This is a genomic window from Methanobacterium sp. SMA-27 (assembly GCF_000744455.1).
GTDB lineage: Archaea > Methanobacteriota > Methanobacteria > Methanobacteriales > Methanobacteriaceae > Methanobacterium_B.
On the sequence record NZ_JQLY01000001.1, the window covers coordinates 818,074 to 834,335 of the forward strand.

21 protein-coding genes and 2 pseudogenes are annotated in these 16,262 nt (G+C 30.4%); 15 read left to right on the plus strand and 8 right to left on the minus strand.

What is annotated here, in order from left to right; translation table 11 throughout:
• Positions 1–571 precede the first annotated feature (571 nt).
• From DL91_RS14345 to DL91_RS04245, 6 genes are all read left to right on the plus strand, one after another.
• Positions 572–706: a hypothetical protein gene (locus DL91_RS14345; protein WP_255343919.1), complete on the plus strand. Its 135-nt coding sequence runs from the start codon at positions 572–574 to the stop codon at positions 704–706.
• A 285-nt stretch (positions 707–991) separates the two neighbouring features.
• Positions 992–1,150 carry a hypothetical protein gene (locus DL91_RS13440; RefSeq protein ID WP_156095966.1) on the plus strand — a complete coding sequence of 53 codons (159 nt, stop codon included), beginning with the start codon at positions 992–994 and terminating at the stop codon, positions 1,148–1,150.
• A 287-nt stretch (positions 1,151–1,437) separates the two neighbouring features.
• Entirely contained in the window at positions 1,438–1,998 is a 561-nt protein-coding gene (locus DL91_RS04230) for a TetR/AcrR family transcriptional regulator (RefSeq protein ID WP_048190375.1), read from the plus strand.
• A 62-nt stretch (positions 1,999–2,060) separates the two neighbouring features.
• Positions 2,061–3,278: an aldo/keto reductase gene (locus DL91_RS04235; protein ID WP_048190376.1), complete on the plus strand. Its 1,218-nt coding sequence runs from the start codon at positions 2,061–2,063 to the stop codon at positions 3,276–3,278.
• A gap of 768 nt (positions 3,279–4,046) precedes the next feature.
• On the plus strand, positions 4,047–4,655 hold the full coding sequence (locus DL91_RS04240) for a TMEM175 family protein (protein ID WP_048190377.1): 609 nt from the start codon (positions 4,047–4,049) through the stop codon (positions 4,653–4,655).
• A 165-nt stretch (positions 4,656–4,820) separates the two neighbouring features.
• The gene (locus DL91_RS04245; RefSeq protein ID WP_048190378.1) at positions 4,821–5,063 is read left to right on the plus strand and encodes a hypothetical protein; all 243 of its coding nucleotides are present in this window, start codon (positions 4,821–4,823) and stop codon (positions 5,061–5,063) included.
• Positions 5,064–5,204: 141 nt separating this feature from the next.
• On the opposite strand, the gene DL91_RS04250 is transcribed toward DL91_RS04245, so the two are convergent.
• From DL91_RS04250 to DL91_RS04265, 5 genes are all read right to left on the minus strand, one after another.
• Positions 5,205–6,293, minus strand: a complete 1,089-nt coding sequence (locus DL91_RS04250; RefSeq protein ID WP_048190379.1) for a trypsin-like peptidase domain-containing protein — start codon at positions 6,291–6,293, stop codon at positions 5,205–5,207.
• A 528-nt stretch (positions 6,294–6,821) separates the two neighbouring features.
• Positions 6,822–7,067, minus strand: a complete 246-nt coding sequence (locus DL91_RS04255) for a hypothetical protein (RefSeq protein ID WP_048190380.1) — start codon at positions 7,065–7,067, stop codon at positions 6,822–6,824.
• A 188-nt stretch (positions 7,068–7,255) separates the two neighbouring features.
• Entirely contained in the window at positions 7,256–7,738 is a 483-nt protein-coding gene (locus tag DL91_RS04260; RefSeq protein ID WP_048190381.1) for a DUF6790 family protein, read from the minus strand.
• 156 nt (positions 7,739–7,894) lie between these two features.
• On the minus strand, positions 7,895–8,053 hold the full coding sequence (locus tag DL91_RS13445) for a hypothetical protein (protein WP_156095968.1): 159 nt from the start codon (positions 8,051–8,053) through the stop codon (positions 7,895–7,897).
• 320 nt (positions 8,054–8,373) lie between these two features.
• On the minus strand, positions 8,374–9,510 hold the full coding sequence (locus DL91_RS04265; protein WP_048190382.1) for an aldo/keto reductase: 1,137 nt from the start codon (positions 9,508–9,510) through the stop codon (positions 8,374–8,376).
• Between the two features lie 193 nt (positions 9,511–9,703).
• On the opposite strand from DL91_RS04265, the gene DL91_RS04270 reads away from it, so the two are divergent.
• The 5 genes from DL91_RS04270 to DL91_RS04290 all read left to right on the plus strand — a co-directional run bounded on the left by DL91_RS04270 (position 9,704) and on the right by DL91_RS04290 (position 12,961).
• Complete coding sequence (locus DL91_RS04270; RefSeq protein WP_048190383.1) at positions 9,704–9,955, plus strand: hypothetical protein; 252 nt, start codon at positions 9,704–9,706, stop codon at positions 9,953–9,955.
• Between the two features lie 119 nt (positions 9,956–10,074).
• A complete protein-coding gene (locus DL91_RS04275; RefSeq protein ID WP_231551385.1) occupies positions 10,075–10,449 on the plus strand; it encodes a DUF5518 domain-containing protein in 375 nt (124 codons plus the stop codon).
• Positions 10,450–10,725: 276 nt separating this feature from the next.
• On the plus strand, positions 10,726–11,211 hold the full coding sequence (locus DL91_RS04280; RefSeq protein ID WP_048190384.1) for an SRPBCC family protein: 486 nt from the start codon (positions 10,726–10,728) through the stop codon (positions 11,209–11,211).
• 40 nt (positions 11,212–11,251) lie between these two features.
• Complete coding sequence (locus DL91_RS04285; RefSeq protein ID WP_048190385.1) at positions 11,252–12,130, plus strand: VOC family protein; 879 nt, start codon at positions 11,252–11,254, stop codon at positions 12,128–12,130.
• 72 nt (positions 12,131–12,202) lie between these two features.
• Positions 12,203–12,961: a nuclear transport factor 2 family protein gene (locus tag DL91_RS04290; RefSeq protein WP_048190386.1), complete on the plus strand. Its 759-nt coding sequence runs from the start codon at positions 12,203–12,205 to the stop codon at positions 12,959–12,961.
• A gap of 131 nt (positions 12,962–13,092) precedes the next feature.
• Here the strand turns inward: DL91_RS04290 and DL91_RS04295 are convergent, their stop codons facing one another.
• Positions 13,093–13,692 carry a transglutaminase-like domain-containing protein gene (locus tag DL91_RS04295; RefSeq protein WP_197050592.1) on the minus strand — a complete coding sequence of 200 codons (600 nt, stop codon included), beginning with the start codon at positions 13,690–13,692 and terminating at the stop codon, positions 13,093–13,095.
• Positions 13,693–13,872: 180 nt separating this feature from the next.
• Positions 13,873–14,147: pseudogene (locus DL91_RS04300) on the minus strand (MFS transporter); the annotation flags it as partial.
• 203 nt (positions 14,148–14,350) lie between these two features.
• Here DL91_RS04300 and DL91_RS12770 point away from each other — a divergent pair.
• The 3 genes and pseudogenes from DL91_RS12770 (at position 14,351) to DL91_RS14140 (ending at position 15,114) form a co-directional block, all read left to right on the plus strand.
• Positions 14,351–14,725 carry a hypothetical protein gene (locus DL91_RS12770; RefSeq protein WP_052374141.1) on the plus strand — a complete coding sequence of 125 codons (375 nt, stop codon included), beginning with the start codon at positions 14,351–14,353 and terminating at the stop codon, positions 14,723–14,725.
• Positions 14,726–14,808: 83 nt separating this feature from the next.
• A pseudogene (locus DL91_RS14505) lies at positions 14,809–14,886 on the plus strand (4Fe-4S binding protein); the annotation flags it as partial.
• Positions 14,887–14,913: 27 nt separating this feature from the next.
• Entirely contained in the window at positions 14,914–15,114 is a 201-nt protein-coding gene (locus tag DL91_RS14140) for a hypothetical protein (protein WP_052374143.1), read from the plus strand.
• 62 nt (positions 15,115–15,176) lie between these two features.
• Here DL91_RS14140 and DL91_RS04310 read toward each other — a convergent pair whose 3' ends face one another.
• Entirely contained in the window at positions 15,177–15,383 is a 207-nt protein-coding gene (locus tag DL91_RS04310) for a tautomerase family protein (protein WP_048190389.1), read from the minus strand.
• Between the two features lie 201 nt (positions 15,384–15,584).
• On the opposite strand from DL91_RS04310, the gene DL91_RS04315 reads away from it, so the two are divergent.
• Positions 15,585–15,989, plus strand: coding sequence for a DUF3795 domain-containing protein (locus DL91_RS04315; protein WP_231551386.1), 405 nt, complete (start codon positions 15,585–15,587; stop codon positions 15,987–15,989).
• Positions 15,990–16,262: the final 273 nt, after the last annotated feature.

Below are 16,262 nucleotides of genomic sequence, written 5' to 3' on the forward strand. Positions count from 1 at the left end.
TATAAAAAAGAATCTATTAAACTACCAATTATTTGTTTAAATAAATGAATATGGATTGTTAGAATAAATAAGGGTTATAAAACCTATAATTTTCCTAAAGCTTTAGATATGATAAATTATACAGTATTTCAATTGTAAACCATGATCATAACTTAAAAACTTATTTTAAACCAAGAATTAATTTAACAATAACAAATAGAGCAGTTGAAAGGCAAGTACACGGGATATGTGTTAATCGGACAGTTGAAAACATTCAACTTTAAAATACCCAAATAAATTAATGGCTTATATTGTACAATTCCTAATAATCAAATATTTATGCTCAATTCAAATAAATTTTGAACCATCAAATATCTACGGGGCTCATATCTCACATCATGAACATTGGTATCGATTATTTTTTTATTTCTACTTATAAACTTGACACATTTTATGATATGGTTCTAGTTATAAGTTGAGTCTTGATTTACAATAAAATGGATGACCAATAGAAAAGTTTAAGCTATGTTTAAGAAATAAAATATATTATCTCATATAACTAGTCTAATATCAATTTAGTGAGAATATAAAAATGTGCGAAACGAAAATAGAGTTTAAATGTTTGTACTGTGGAACGTTATACGATCCTAAAGAAGAGCTGGATTGTCCAGAGTGTGATGGTAAGGATAAAATTGTAGATAACATAAGTTCTCCATTACATCAATAAAATCAAAATTAATTCTGGATTCAAAGCTAAGATAGAATATTTAAGCGATCTTTAATTTTAAACATCTAACTTTTTATCAATTTATCCAAAAATACATTATTTTACATTAAAATACTTTTTAAAAAAAAACAGTTTTTTATTTAAATAAATATTTGAATAGTTAACTATAAATATCCTGATTTTTAACATCTATCTTAATTAAAAAATTTTTTGAACAATTGATATTAATTATATATTATATTATTAATTATTCAAGACAACAATCGTAACCTTGAGAAAGATAAAATGTGGAAAACCAAGATAGAGTTTAAATGTATACACTGTGGCGCATTATACAACCCTAATGAAGAGCTGGATTGTCCAAAATGCAATGATAAAGATAAAATTGTAGACAAGATTAATTCTTCGTTTACAACAAAAAACAAGAATTTAAGCGGTTCTTGAATCAAGATTATGAATGTTGCAGTGATTTTTTATTAAATCAACATATAAATTTTCAAATATAAATTTTAAACATTTTTTTGAATAAACTTGCTGAAAAAATATAAAAAATAATAAATAAATATTAATATATAAAACCATTATTTTTTTTTAAATATTTTAAAATTTTTACTATTTTTGAACGAATATCCTAACTTGATCTTGGATGATCACAAGTATTAAATATGTAAATTGACTAATCAGTCTATAGTTATGTTTAGGGGTACAATAAAAATTATCAACGTGATACCATGAACGATAAAAAGCAGAGCATATTAGATGTATCACTTAAGTTGTTTGTTGAACGCGGGTTCCATGGAACATCAACAGCAGAAATTGCAAAAACAGCTGGAGTGGCCACAGGAACATTATTCCATTACTTCAAAACCAAGGAAGATTTGATTAACACCCTATACCTAAACATCAAGGGTTGTTTGTTGAACGATGTTAAGGGAAACTACAATGATAAAGAATCATTTAAAGAAAATATAAAAAAATTATGGCTAAAATTCATCAACTTCGGCATCAATAACCCTTATAAATTCCAATTTATCCTAATTTTCCACAGTTCACCATATATTACTTCACTTACCAAAGAACAAGCTGAAACCAGATTTGTGGAAGTACTGGAAATCTACAAGAAGGGTATAGAAAAGAATGAAATCAAAATGGTGTACAATGAAATGGTAATGGATTATTTCTGGGGCAATATCTTTGGAACTGTAAGCCATTTCACCAAGTATCCAGAAAACTTGAATGAAAAAAATATCAATTTAGCATTTGAACTTTTCTGGGATGGAATATCTAAATAAATAATTTAAATTTTGTTAAGGGTAAAATGATTAATAGATATATTGTGGGGGGCTAAAATACAATGTTATACAGAAAAATAGAAAAAAATGGGGATGAACTATCGGTTTTAGGGTATGGTGCAATGAGATTGCCATCTAAAAACGGAAGAACAGACGAAGAAAGATCCATTAAACAGATAAGATACGCTATAGACCATGGTGTAAATTACATAGACACAGCAATAGCCTACATGAACGAACCACTGGTTGGAAGAGCACTTCAAGATGGCTACAGAGAGAAAGTTAAAATAGCAACCAAACTTCCACCTTGGAATGTGAAAAATAAGGAAGACATAGAAAATGTTTTCAAAGTCCAGCTTGAAAATTTCAACATCGAATACATAGATTACTATATGCTACACGGCCTCCACGCAACAAACTGGAAAAAGATGATTGAACTGGATGTATTAACATTCTTAGATAAAATCAAAAAAGCTGGAAAAATCAAAAATGCAGGTTTTTCATTTCACGGAGATAAAGACACTTTCAAAGAGATTGTAGATTCATACGACTGGGATTTTTGTATGATCCAATATAATTATCTTGACGAAGAAAACCAGGCAGGAACAGAAGGTTTAAAATATGCTGCAGAAAGAGGATTGGGAATAATAGTTATGGAACCTTTTAGAGGAGGTAACCTCACACGGGCAATACCTCCCGAAGTTCAAGAAATATGGGACAAATCAGAAGTAAAGAGAACACCTGCAGAATGGGCCTTAAGATGGGTTTTAAACCATCCTGAAGTAACATGTGTTCTTTCAGGAATGAATGAAGAGGAACACATCGAAGAAAATCTCAAAATTGCGGATGAAGCACTACCAAATTCACTTTCAGAAGAAGAATTGGACATAATAGGACAGGTCAGGGATAAATATAGGGAACTTATGAAAATAGGATGTACTGGATGCCGCTACTGCATGCCATGTCCATCTGGAGTTGATATTGCCAAATGTTTCGAGATGTACGATTCCTCAAAAATATTTCCTAGTAATAAAATAGAAACACAGATCATGTATGCACTGAGTTTAGGAGTAATCCATGGTAAACCCGCTTACGCCTCTAATTGTACCAAGTGTGGGAAGTGTGAAAGACATTGTCCTCAGGAATTACCAATCATGGATCTTTTAGACGATGTATCAGGTGATATGGAAGGTGTTATAACCAAAATATTCCCGCCAATATTCAAGACATACCTACGTTTTGATAAATACCGGACTGACAGAAGAGCAAGGAACATGTAAAGAATAGGAAGAATATTACTAACTAAATTACAGTTTTTGGGATTATAACCCATTTTTTACCACCATCATAAATTTAATCTCTCAATTTATGCATAATTATGGCCTAATTTATGAAGAATATATATCCTCTTCATCAAATAATAATACACATCAAATGATATTTAAAATATTATTTGTGGAATTTGAATTGTGGAACAAATAATATATATGATGGTCTGTTTTCAGTTCTCCCCAATTTTTGATTTGGAGTGATAAAATGGCAATAACAATTAATATTCCCTTTGAATTGGAGGTAAAATTTAGGAGAATGGCCCCTAGACAAATTCGGAGATAAAAAGGGTAGATTATCAAAGGGTGCAATAGAAGCCTTGGAAGAATGATGCAATATTGATACTTAAAGATTCTAAACATTTATTAAACAAATTTTATTATTTTATTTTTAAATTTACATATTCCCCATAAATTTTTGGTGTAGGAGAAGTATCATAATTTTTTTTATTTATTTTATTTTATACCGCTGTGAGTTAATTCAATTTCCAATGGATTATTGTTATTCATTTTTTAGGAATGTTTGTTATGGTTGTGTGTTGGCCTAATTTATACTCTTGTTTGGATTTTTGTTATCATAATCATTTTTTCATTTCTAAAAATCCTCTATCTCTAAGCAAAACCTTTATAAATAAAATGCATTGAATTAAATAAATAGAATAAACTTATTAGTTACTGATATGATTGTTATGTTTTGAATTTTATTGTGGGGTGGTTAAAATGGTTGAATCTGAAATTTCTGGTACAATGGACACTAAACGTCTTGAAACTCTTGTTGATGGTATATTTGCCATTGCTATGACTTTGCTGGTTTTGGGGTTAGCTGCTCCTCAAATCTCTGGCCCTTTAACTAATGCAGCTGTGACAAATGCTATTCTTAATATTATACCAAATCTTATATCGCTTATAATTAGTTTCATACTTCTTGCTGTTTTCTGGAAAATACATCATCGTATTTTTAAACAGATAGATAGGATGGATGGCACATTGTTGTGGATAAATGTTATCTGGCTGCTGTTTATTGTATTGGTTCCATTTTCATCAACATTAACAGGTGATTACGGCCAATTTCCAGTAACACATGTCGTGTTTAATTTAAACATGCTGGGTATAGCAGTACTTCTCTTCTTAAACTGGGAATATGCAACTAGACACAATTTTATACTTGATACAGTAGACAAAGCACAGATTACCTTCACAAAAAGGATTAATATCGCATTTATCGGTCTGGTGTTTCTGGCAATATTGCTCTCCTATTACATTCCATCATATGCGGAAGTAGTTTATTTAATTATCTTCCCATTAGAACAGGTGTTGCAGCGGTTGTAACGAATAATAAAAAATTTATTTATTTTTTTTCTTAAATTATTTCTTGCACTACCCAATTTTTATTCATAAAAGCAGTTTTTAAACTGTAAAATCTATCATTAATTTCATTAATGAAAACCAACATAATAAAGTTAGATTATAATTTGTTACAATGGGGATTCAAACATGGAATTTAAATTTCTTAAATCTGACAACAAAAGGATAGAAAAAAAGTTAGAACAATTAAACAAGGAATATCTGGAAATTGAACATCAAAAAGAACTAGATAAAATTGAGGAAAGATGTAAAGAAATAAAAAAACAATCGGATAATAATTTAAAAGCAGAAATATGGGCTGATATTTACCAAGATGTTCTTACACTTGAGAAAAAATCGGATGAATATAAAAAATCTGAAAAGAAGAAATAAAATAGATGAATAATACCTAAAAATAAAGATTAATTAAAAAATAAATACATAATCTATTAACCCCTAATTATTATTTACCCCTTATTATATTCTAATTATAAACTGTTTGTAGATAATTTACGCTCAAATGGCTAAATTGATTTAAACAACATTTACTGAAACATTATTCTTTTTACAGATCTGTACAATGTAATCTGAAGACATGAAAAGACTGGATGTTATTTTGATTTGCTGTTTGAATAAGTCACTTGATTCCACACCAAAAATTGTAATCCCCAATACCTTATCCTGTGAATCCATAACAGGACCTCCACTTTCACCCTTAGTTGTTTCGGCAGTGGTACCATAATATATTGAGCTATTTGCGACAGTCTGTGATGTTAATGATATTGTAAACCAGTTGACAAGATTTTCAAATATGGATTGAATATTGAAATTGTTGTTGGAGTTTGTGCCATTTTTAGCTGTTTCGGTGGTTAAAAATCCATTAGAAATTGATGGTTTCAGCTCCTGCTGATTAAAACTTGAATTTGTGCTGTTCGAACCAGGATACCCATACATATGGACTTTTTCTAGAATCGTAGGCTTTTTTGAACTTATATTAAGTGTGGGTAAATTATTAAGATTTGTGTTGAGCTTTAAAAGTGCAACATCTTCACCTATATTAAGATTTCCCACATCCACAAGTGTTGCAGTAAAGTTCTGGTCAATATTTGGTACTTTGACTTTTATAACCTGTTTTGTAGAACTAACAGATAGAAGACCTCTCTGAATTAATGCATTGGTTGTGCTGTTTGGATCGGCAGAGGAAGTTCCAAGTTCAGATACTAACTCCGGATTGTACTGGTCAATATAACCTTTAACAGCTGCCATTTCGGTATAACGTTCTATGTCGCTGCTACTCAATATTTTAAGCTGCTCTTTATCGAGTGCTTCAAGATCACCTACCACGTGGAGTGCTGTTATAATATAACCATTGTTGGTTACAATAAAACCCGTACCTGTATCCAGGGGATAGTATATCACAGTGATTGATGTAGTTCTGTTAAGGAATGGATCATTGATTGTAACCACACCTGAAACACCATTTTCAATATAAACAACGGATCCAGCTGGTTGGGAATTATAATTAGACTGGGAATTACCTCCAGTAAAGTATTGAACAGTAAAAACAACTGCAATTATAATCAAAACAGTTAATATTAAGAGTGATAATTTTTTAAACTTCATTATTTCATTCCCTAGGATTTTTATTTGGATATCTTAAACAGATTTATAATATATTTGTTTTGAATATATCAAATTATTTTTATATGTATATACATTTTTCATTAACTAAAAGAAAATGTTAAAGCTAAATAATGTAAAATAAATAAAAACAAAAAAATAGAATTAATATTTATTTTAATTTTACACATGTAATTATCTTGATCTTAATTAGATATCCTATAATATGAAAAACAGAGATTAAATGAATTTATCACAACAAAATACCTATTTTAAGTTTAAAGACTTAAATCGGTCATATTATTCTATTTTTATATTATTTAGGGAACTCCCCGAGCCCTAAGTTCTGCCCCACCAGCAGAACAAATCATACTATGTTGTCATTATTTATTAATTCTTCTAGTTAATTGTCAAACAAAGGTATTGATATACATCAGAAAATTTTTATTAAAAGGGATGGAAATAAATTGAATCAATATATCAATATAATATAATTTGTAAAAAAATAATTAACTAATTTAATTTAGTGATTTATTCCTCATCTTTTAGAAGGGCAGCACACCTTCGAACCTGGTGGAATGGAATAACATCAACAGTAACATATTTTGTTTCAATATACTCACGGTAAATAAAAATTGCAGAAGAAACTTCAATTTTTACAATTTCTTGGTCATTCTTTACAGCACCTACAATCTCTTTTAAAACAGATTGTCCATATAACTCATATGAATCTTCAAAATCTAGTTCAAGGCTTTGTATTTCTTTTTCAATTGCCATACAATTCCACCTCTATTTATTTTTAAGTAATACAACATTATAACTCTGTTACTAATTAAATTTTTCTTTAAAAAAAGAATATCAATTTAAATTTCAGTTTTAAAATCTATCATCTTATAATGAAATCAAATAACCAAAATTTGTATGGTAATGTGTTCATCCAGATTCATTGGGTTTTACATTCTTATCTAAGTTAAAGGGTAGTAAATAGAATTTAGCATGAAGAACAAAAGTATTACAATAAATACAATGGTCATAATTGGACGCGACATATTTTTAATGCTGCGGTTGCCTTCTTTAATAGCACTGTACGCATGGTTTGTTCCAGAGAGGGCCAGGAATATTATTAAAACCGACATAATGGCTAGCTGAGCAAAGTAACCCCATCCTAACAGATATACAAGTATAGCTGTAATTGCAAGTGCAAGGTTATTTGCTCCAGATTGTCGTTGATAACCCTTTCCACCGGTGTATCCTGATTGCTCAGATGCACTTTCACCAAAGAATATACTTTCAATACCTGTTAAACCTGCAATAAAGATTACAGCAAATGCTGTTATTATACTGAACTGCTGTATCGGGTTGTTTCCCCAATAAATAGCCAGAAATATTCCAATGGCAATACCTGCCAATCTGCTTATCTCCAAAATATTGTTTATTTTAGTGTTCATTTTAAATCTCCAACAAAAGTCTAAATAAAGTAATTTTAACTATAAACATATTATCTTCAAGGATATTAATATGTCAGGCTATTTGAGTGTATTTGATTATAATAAATTGATATTAAAAATAAATAAACCAAGGAATTTAAAAAAAATATAAAATTATTACCAGCCTGTAAATGGACACCACCATTTACCATAAGATGGACAGTCGGTTCTGTCACATAAAGCTGAATTAGCTGAGTTTGTTGCACAATTTGCGTTCATTTTACAGTCTATTGGTCTACTTTTAACTTCTATGTTCATTCCAAATCCATTATCCATAATATCCACCTCAATTGAAATTTCTTCTAACCATTATATGATATATACTAAACTTTAAATATAAAAACTTTTAGCTTTTAATGTAAAAATTAGGAAGAAAATGAACAAATATCCATTATTAATACATTATGAGGATATTATGTTAAAATAGTAAAATATTGAAACATTAAACAAAGTTGAAATTCTCAAGGATTATTCTAAAATTAAATAAATAGATTCATATTAAAAATAAAGAATTTTCTCTAATTATTCACAAAAATATCTCAATATATTAATAAAAAAAAAGGAATGAAGAAAAATAATAAGATACTTCCTGATTATTAGTTCTCAAAGGTTTCAACAGTTTCTTTAAGATATTTCCTTATGTTAATATTTTGTGTGCATTTATCCTCACACTCACCGCATTCATCACAGAACGATGCACTCATCTTTTTGGCCTTGAGAAATGTATAATTTCCTTTAGGTTTTTTCATGTTATCGTAAATATAAATATCATTTAATAGATTCAGGTTTAATGGGATATCAACCCCTTTCTTACAAGGCATACAGTAATTACAGCCTGTGCATCCAACATGAATCTTTTCTGTGTAAATCTCTCTTACTTCATCGTACAGATTCAACTCATCATCTGTAAGACTGTGGATATGGCCTTGCTCTGCTGTTTTGAGGTTTTCTATGACCTGTTCCATGGCGGTCATACCGCTTAAAACCACATCAACTTCTTGCTGGTTCCAGAGGAAACGAAAAGCCCATTCTGCAAGACTTCTTTTAACTTCTGCCTTGTCCCATATTGCCTGCACTTCAAATGGAATATTTGTTGTTAAACATCCCCCTCTAAGGGGTTCCATTATAACTGTTCCCAGACCTTTAGATGCTGAATATTCAATTCCTGCTTTGCCTGCCTGGAATTTCTGGTCCATGTAGTTATCCTGGATCTGAGAAAAGCTCCAGTCATAAGAATCAACAACTTCCTTGAAGAAATCAAATTCATCATGGAAAGAAAAGCCAGCATATCCAATTTTTTCATCTTCAATTGCAGAGTCAAGAAAATCAAAAACATCCATATCTGTTAATGTACCCCAAAAATCCCTGTGAAGACCATGGAGAAGATAGAAATCTATTCTATCGGTTTGAAGTTTTTCAAGCTGTTTATCCAGAAAATAATTTAGGTCTTCCTTTTTCTGGACTAACCAGCTTGGAAGTTTAGTTGACAGATACACTTCATCTCTGTACCCATCTTTTAGAGCATTTCCAACGAATATTTCACTCATACCGCCATGGTATGGGAAGGCTGTGTCAATGTAGTTTACACCTTCATCTATTGCATGGTGTATCATCTCGGTTGCAAGGGGTATGTTTATCTTTTCAGGTTTTTCATCTACTGTTGGAAGTCGCATACATCCAAATCCGAGTATTGAAACTTTTTTACCTGTTTTTCCAAGGGTTCTGTATAACAAAATAATAATCCTCCTAAATAAAATATATTACATACATTCAAATTTGAGTTATAAATCTGAATATTAAAGAATTCTATATGATCCTCATTTTAATTATAATCTAAGGTAATATGTTATAATCCTGTTACATTAAGACTCAATAGTTGGTAGATATGGTCAGTTTCAGCTTTCACAAATAATATTCGATGTGAACATGCCGGTTATAGGCATTGTATACTATGCTATAGGGACATATGCAACCCAAAATGACCTCGTTATTGATAAAATGGTAAAATATTCCGAAAGTATCAATCAATCTAATCTTTTATTCATTGTATTGGTTTTGATTGCCATTACTGTTCCATTTATAAGTCCATCTGCAAGTATTTTTATATTTTCTGATGCTTCCTATCGTGTCTACAGTTTAATGATAACTAGGAAAAGGGCTTCAAAGAAAACAAAGTAAAACAGAAATTAATTGTAAACTATAAATTAGTTCAAGATATTAAAAAGGATTAGGTTTAGTTATATAAATTCTAAATTCAAAATATAAAGATTGATAAAAACTATTTGAGATGATTAAAAATGGATTGGAAAATTATAGGAATAGGTGCTCTAATTAATGCTGCTTTAACTATTATCTTATCATGGATATTCTTACCCTTATTTTTTTTAGGCCCAATTGCTGGAGGATTCATAGCATCTTATCTCAGTAAAGGATATGAAGATTATGATGAAATGGATACAAAAGACGGGGCAGTTTTAGGAGCAATTTCTGGAATAATTGGTGGTTTAATAATAGGTTTACTATTGGTTCTAGGTGCGAGTGATATATGCCATCACAGGATTAATATCTACCAAAATAGGATTAATATTAACTGGATATATTATAATTCAATTATCAGTAATTATGAGCTTTATTTTAGGATTATTAGGAGGAGTATTAGGGGTTATTCTTAAAAAATAATTTTAGGGCTTGAATTAATTACAAAATATTCAGGAATTTCCTCAATTTTTAAAAAGTATGGGTTTTTGTATTACATTGTATAGAGTTTTTTAATTATTTTTTCAAGTTATTATCTACTATTTTTTTATTTTTTTCAATAATTATTTCTAATACAAATTATTATTAATTTCAAAAACCTATAGTATACTGTATTAGTCTGCAATAGGGTATTTGGATGGAATTGAATGCAAATAATAAATATGATAATTTAACTTAAGGGGAGAATATAAATGGCAAAAGTTGATATTACAGCAGAACCGGGGAAACTTGAGATATTAATAATTCGTGAGTTTGATGCTCCACGAGAACTTGTTTTTAAAGCATTTACAGATCCACAGTTATATGTACAGTGGATTGGTCCACGTGGCATGAAAACAGACCTTGGAAGGTTTGAACAGAGAGATGGTGGATCATGGAGATACATTCAAACAGATGAACAAGGGAATAAATTCGCATTTCACGGGGTAAATCATGAAATCAAAGCTCCTGAGAGAATTATAAGTACATTTGAATATGAGGGATTGCCAGAAAGCGGTCATGTTATATTACAAACAGCTAGATTTGAAGAATTACCAGGCGACAGAACAAAACTAATATCTCAATCTGTATTCCAGTCTGTAGAGGATCGAGATGGTATGCTAGCTTCGGGCATGGAAATGGGGGTAAATGAATCGTATGAACGGCTCGATGAAGTTTTAAAAAATTTGAAGAAATAGACCTTACAGAATTATGAATAAATTTTATTTGAGGTAAAATATGCAAAAAATTATTCCATTCCTATGGTTTGATGGTAATGCAATCGAAGCAATGAATTTTTATACATCCATTTTTCAAAATTCAAAGATTATGAATATAATGTATTATGGTGAAGCAGGCCCAGAACCCGAAGAAAAAGTAATGTCTGCTACATTTAAACTTGCTAGACAACAATTTACTGCATTAAATGGTGGACCAGAATTTACTTTCACACCTGCCATATCATTTTTTGTTAACTGTGAAACAATCGAAGAAATAGATGCTTTATGGGATAATCTCTTGGATGATGGAACAGTATTAATTGAACTGGGCAAATATCCTATCAGCGAAAAATTTGGATGGATTCAAGATAAATTAGGTGTTTCATGGCAGCTGAACCTAACAAAGATAGAGCAGAAGATCTGTCCGTTTCTAATGTTTGTTGGGCAACAAAAATGGAAAGCAGAGGAAGCAATAGAGTTTTATATGTCAATATTTGACAATAGCGAAATCATAGAAATGTTACACTATGGTCCAGGGGAAGAAGAACCAGCAGGCACTGTTAAACGTGCCAGATTTTCACTCAATGGCCAGGAGTTTATGGCAATAGACAGCAACAGAGAACATGAATTTGATTTCACACCTGCAATATCTTTCTTTGTTAACTGTAAAACACAGGAAGAAATAGATATATTATGGGAAAAACTATCTGATAAGGGAGAAAAACAAAGAATGGGCTGGCTCACTGATAAATATGGAATATCCTGGCAGGTTATCCCATCTATACTTGATGAAATGTTAAAGGATAAGGATCCTGATAAATCTAAAAGAGTTATGGAAGCAATGATGAAAATGGATAAAATGGATATCAAAAAATTCAAGCAAGCATATGAAGGATAGTAAACGTATAGAAAAGCACATCTAATTTGATTAAAAAAAAAATGTATTTATTTTTATTTTGGAGGATGAATAATGGCTTCAATATCCAATAAAGAAAGGGCAATAGCATTTATAATAAGTTTTGAAACAGGGAATAGACAGATCATTGAAAATTGGGTTTCTGAAGATTATACACCCCATTATCCTGATGTTAGAGATGGTAAAGATGCACTTTTAGATTATTTTGATACTCTACAAAAAATTGATATCATCATTGATATTAGAAGAGCAATTGAAGATGGTGATTATGTTGCTGTACACAGTGAATACTCAGGGCCATTGGTAGTATTTGATGTATTCAGATTTGAAGATGGGAAAATAGTTGAACATTGGGCAACTGGACAGGAAAGTGTACAAAAAACAGTCAATGGTCACAGTATGATAGATGGACCAACAGAAATACACGATCTGGATAAAACTAGTGAAAATAAAACATTGATTAAAGAATGGGAAAATGTGCTTATTAATAGGGATTATGGTAAGATTAAGAATTTCTTTGATGATGATAATTATGTACAGCATAATCCATTGTTTAAAGATGGGCTTTCAGGACTCCGTAAAGGCCATATAGAACTGGGTAAACAGGGCATGGATATGGAACTAAATAAAAATCATATGATTATAGGTGAAGGAAACTTTGTATTATCTGTAAATGAAGGAAACTGGAGAGGAGAACATGTTTCATTTTTTGACCTTTTCAGAATAGAAAATGGGAAATTTGCAGATTATTGGGATGTAATCGAGACTATCCTACCTCCAGAAGAATGGAAAAATCAAAATGGTAAATTTTAATCCTTAAAATCATTTAAATAAGTAATTTGGTATTAATCGTGGGCATTAAGAATTATTAAATAAATATATTTATTAAAAAAAGACTTTGAGAGGGGGTTTTACGAAAATGGTAAAAAAAAATGCCACTTTAATTACAGTTTCAAGTCATAACTTTCAGATATTGAACCTTTATTTTTCCATGTAGGGTGTCCAAATGTGCTACTTTTAGAGGAGGTATCACAAATTATTTGGGATCCGTTTTCCAGAGTTACTACGGGCCATACATGTCCATATATATTTTCCCCTGCAAATTGAACAGCGCCTGAGTAATTAAATTCTATTGCATTATGGGGTATTCCAGCTGCCCTGCAAAGTGCAATAAATAACCTTGCCTGATCACAACAATTTCCCCGGCTTAACTTAGCTGTTTCCACTGCGTAATGTTTAGAATTAAAATACATGGGTTTTTCATACACTACATTGTTGTGCATCCATATAAAAACAGCTTTACAAATCTCAAGCCGGGTAGGATTTTTAAGGTTTTGGATGAATTTAAGGTTTTGGACGATTTTAATTTTTTTGGTGCCTTTAATATTTTTTGTGATGTTTTGAGCCAGTTCCTGAATAAATGGATGTTTATATTCATAGTAACCATCCACTTTAACTCCATTATCTATATTTTCATCCATGACACCAAAAACAACATTTGTACCACTTGTACTGATAATGAATATTCCACATATAAAAATCACAAAATAACTCCTTTTTAAAGTTAACCATTTGCTAATCCTCATAATTCATCCCCTTTCAGAAAAAAACAATTTATTAAAGTTCTTTACAAATTATTATAACTTTAATTTAAAAGTTTAACTATATAACCTTTTCGGTCACGATGATTTTAAGTTAGGAAAAAAGCAATTAAAACTACATGCAGTAGCTGGTGTCATCAGAGCCGCTCCAATACCCTCAAGGATTGACAAACCAACGATTAAAATTGCTGCATTAATACTCAATGCAGCTATGGCTGTCCCTATACCATTAATAATGGCACCAATAAGGAAAGACTTTTTCTGCCCATTACATCCTGCATTTTACCTCCTAGAAGCATTAATGAAGCCATTGTCAGGGCGTATACCGTAATAATTATCTGTACAACCGATACAGTTGTGTGAAGATCAATAATAAGATTGGTAATTGCAACGTTCATAAAGGTTGAATCGAGTGCAATTATGAAGGATGATAAAGAAACAAGTATAAGGGCGGTCCAGCCTATTTTAGTAACATCAAGATTATTTTCCAATGAGTATTCTTCCTTTCATTAGAGATATGTTGAGGTTATTATTATTTAAAAGAATAGTAAAATGGAGTTTAAATTGTTTAAAAAATATATTCTCTAAGTGGAGTAAAATAATGAAATATAAGATTAAAAATTATGCCAAAGAAGTAGGGGTTGACGATATAGGTTTTGCATCAATAAATAATTATAAAAGCCCAAATACATCTCCTATTAAAGATATTTATCCCAAAGCAAAAACCATTATAGTTTTAGCCTTTCAACAGCTCGATAATTTTGAAAGTAATAATGAACAGATTGCATCTGTTGGAAATAAGATAACAACAGAATTTGCAAATTCAAGTACCTATAAAATAGCTCGTTTTATAAAACAAAAATTCAAAGCCACAGTAATAAGCATACCTGTTCTAACACCTGTAAACAGGGATATTAAAACAGGCTTACCATATGCAGATGTTTCATTAAGACATCAGCTGTTGCTGCAGGATTAGGAAGCTTTGGCGGTCATAATCTGGTAATTCACCCCGTATTCGGAAGCAAAGTAATATTTACAGCAATTATCACAGATCTGGATATACAACCCGACACACCTGTTGAAGAGAATATATGTACAGACTGTGAAGTATGTGTAAATCAATGTCCAGTTAATGCACTGGCCAAAGAAGGAAAAACAGATGTTATGACATGTATGGTAAACAGTCAGCCCCATGGATTTGTTGGAAATTTAGTTTTCTGGACAAAATTTGCTGAAAGAACACCCGATGAACAAAAAAATATGCTTAAAGATAAGAAATTCAAGAAAATATACGATGCAATGACATTAAGCACGCAATATGTATGTTTCAACTGCATTAAAAAATGTCCTGCAGGTGATTATTAAATATTACTTAGAAATAAAAGGTTTTTAATTTAAAAGGAATAATATTAAATTGGTTTTTTGATTCATTCCTTTGGACCTATATCCTTAAATTTTATTGAACATGATTCTCCACCAACACCCCAGTGAGATTTTGGTACTTCATATATTAGGATTTCAACAGCTTCTGCAGGAACATCAACCTCAGTAAACACTTTAGTTATATTTTTAATTAGATAGTCTACCTTATCTTGTTCAAAACCTTTCCACACATTTATTTGTACCATAGGCATTTTACCACATCCTAAGTTTTATTAAATAAACAATATTACTATGTTTAAATGGAAATAAATAATTTCCTTATGAATGAATTATAATCAACACTATAATTTCTGAAGTAATATACTAAGATAAAGTTAATTTTTATGGTTTTATAAAAAAAAATAAGTAAAAAATAGGTACATCTATAATTAAAGATGGGGGAACGTGAAAATTTGGATAAGGAATTTCAAAATAAATCTCTCATAGCGCCATGTGGAATAAATTGTGCTGTTTGTATGCGTTATTTAAGAGAGAAGAATAAATGTCCGGGTTGCAGGGCTGATGATACAAATAAATTAATTACTTGTATAAGATGTATAATTAAAAATTGTGAATTTTTTAAAGATGAAAATGCAGATTTCTGTTTTGAATGTAATGATTTTCCATGCGATAAAATGGAACATATTGACAAGAGATACAGAAACAGGTACAACACGAGCTTGATAGAAAATCTTGAAGATATTAAGAATTTCGGAATAAAAAAATTTTTAAAAAATGAAAATGCAAAGTGGACTTGTTTGGGGTGTGGTGGCACAATTTCTGTTCATAAAGGATATTGTAGTAATTGTGGGCTTTGATCAGATAATTAAGTAGAAGAGAATATATCACATAGAATTAGCTTAAAAATTAAATGAATACAAGTTAAATTTACCCAAAATATATTCTTTTTTTAATATTGGAATTAATAAATAAATCTTTTTTTGACTTATTTTTACCAATCCCTTAAATGTTCCATCAGTTCTTTGGGAAACCTGTCTATTATTAGATTAAATTTTTGCCATGTCTAAAATAGTCTCAAAAACAGATATGAAAGGGCATCAAATTCAACCCAAATTTTGAATTTAATGGGC

Bases quoted from the DNA above. Each gene is read 5' to 3' on its own strand.
- DL91_RS04245 (WP_048190378.1), top strand. From the start codon at position 4,821: ATGGAATTTAAATTTCTTAAATCTGACAACAAAAGGATAGAAAAAAAG.
- DL91_RS14345 (WP_255343919.1), top strand. From the start codon at position 572: ATGTGCGAAACGAAAATAGAGTTTAAATGTTTGTACTGTGGAACGTTA.
- DL91_RS04260 (WP_048190381.1), bottom strand. From the start codon at position 7,738: ATGAACACTAAAATAAACAATATTTTGGAGATAAGCAGATTGGCAGGT.
- DL91_RS04255 (WP_048190380.1), bottom strand. From the start codon at position 7,067: ATGGCAATTGAAAAAGAAATACAAAGCCTTGAACTAGATTTTGAAGAT.
- DL91_RS04240 (WP_048190377.1), top strand. From the start codon at position 4,047: ATGGTTGAATCTGAAATTTCTGGTACAATGGACACTAAACGTCTTGAA.
- DL91_RS13440 (WP_156095966.1), top strand. From the start codon at position 992: ATGTGGAAAACCAAGATAGAGTTTAAATGTATACACTGTGGCGCATTA.
- DL91_RS04285 (WP_048190385.1), top strand. From the start codon at position 11,252: ATGCAAAAAATTATTCCATTCCTATGGTTTGATGGTAATGCAATCGAA.
- DL91_RS04270 (WP_048190383.1), top strand. From the start codon at position 9,704: ATGCCGGTTATAGGCATTGTATACTATGCTATAGGGACATATGCAACC.
- DL91_RS04230 (WP_048190375.1), top strand. From the start codon at position 1,438: ATGAACGATAAAAAGCAGAGCATATTAGATGTATCACTTAAGTTGTTT.
- DL91_RS04235 (WP_048190376.1), top strand. From the start codon at position 2,061: ATGTTATACAGAAAAATAGAAAAAAATGGGGATGAACTATCGGTTTTA.
- DL91_RS04275 (WP_231551385.1), top strand. From the start codon at position 10,075: ATGGATTGGAAAATTATAGGAATAGGTGCTCTAATTAATGCTGCTTTA.
- DL91_RS14140 (WP_052374143.1), top strand. From the start codon at position 14,914: ATGACATGTATGGTAAACAGTCAGCCCCATGGATTTGTTGGAAATTTA.
- DL91_RS04280 (WP_048190384.1), top strand. From the start codon at position 10,726: ATGGCAAAAGTTGATATTACAGCAGAACCGGGGAAACTTGAGATATTA.
- DL91_RS04310 (WP_048190389.1), bottom strand. From the start codon at position 15,383: ATGCCTATGGTACAAATAAATGTGTGGAAAGGTTTTGAACAAGATAAG.
- DL91_RS04250 (WP_048190379.1), bottom strand. From the start codon at position 6,293: ATGAAGTTTAAAAAATTATCACTCTTAATATTAACTGTTTTGATTATA.
- DL91_RS12770 (WP_052374141.1), top strand. From the start codon at position 14,351: ATGAAATATAAGATTAAAAATTATGCCAAAGAAGTAGGGGTTGACGAT.
- DL91_RS04290 (WP_048190386.1), top strand. From the start codon at position 12,203: ATGGCTTCAATATCCAATAAAGAAAGGGCAATAGCATTTATAATAAGT.
- DL91_RS13445 (WP_156095968.1), bottom strand. From the start codon at position 8,053: ATGGATAATGGATTTGGAATGAACATAGAAGTTAAAAGTAGACCAATA.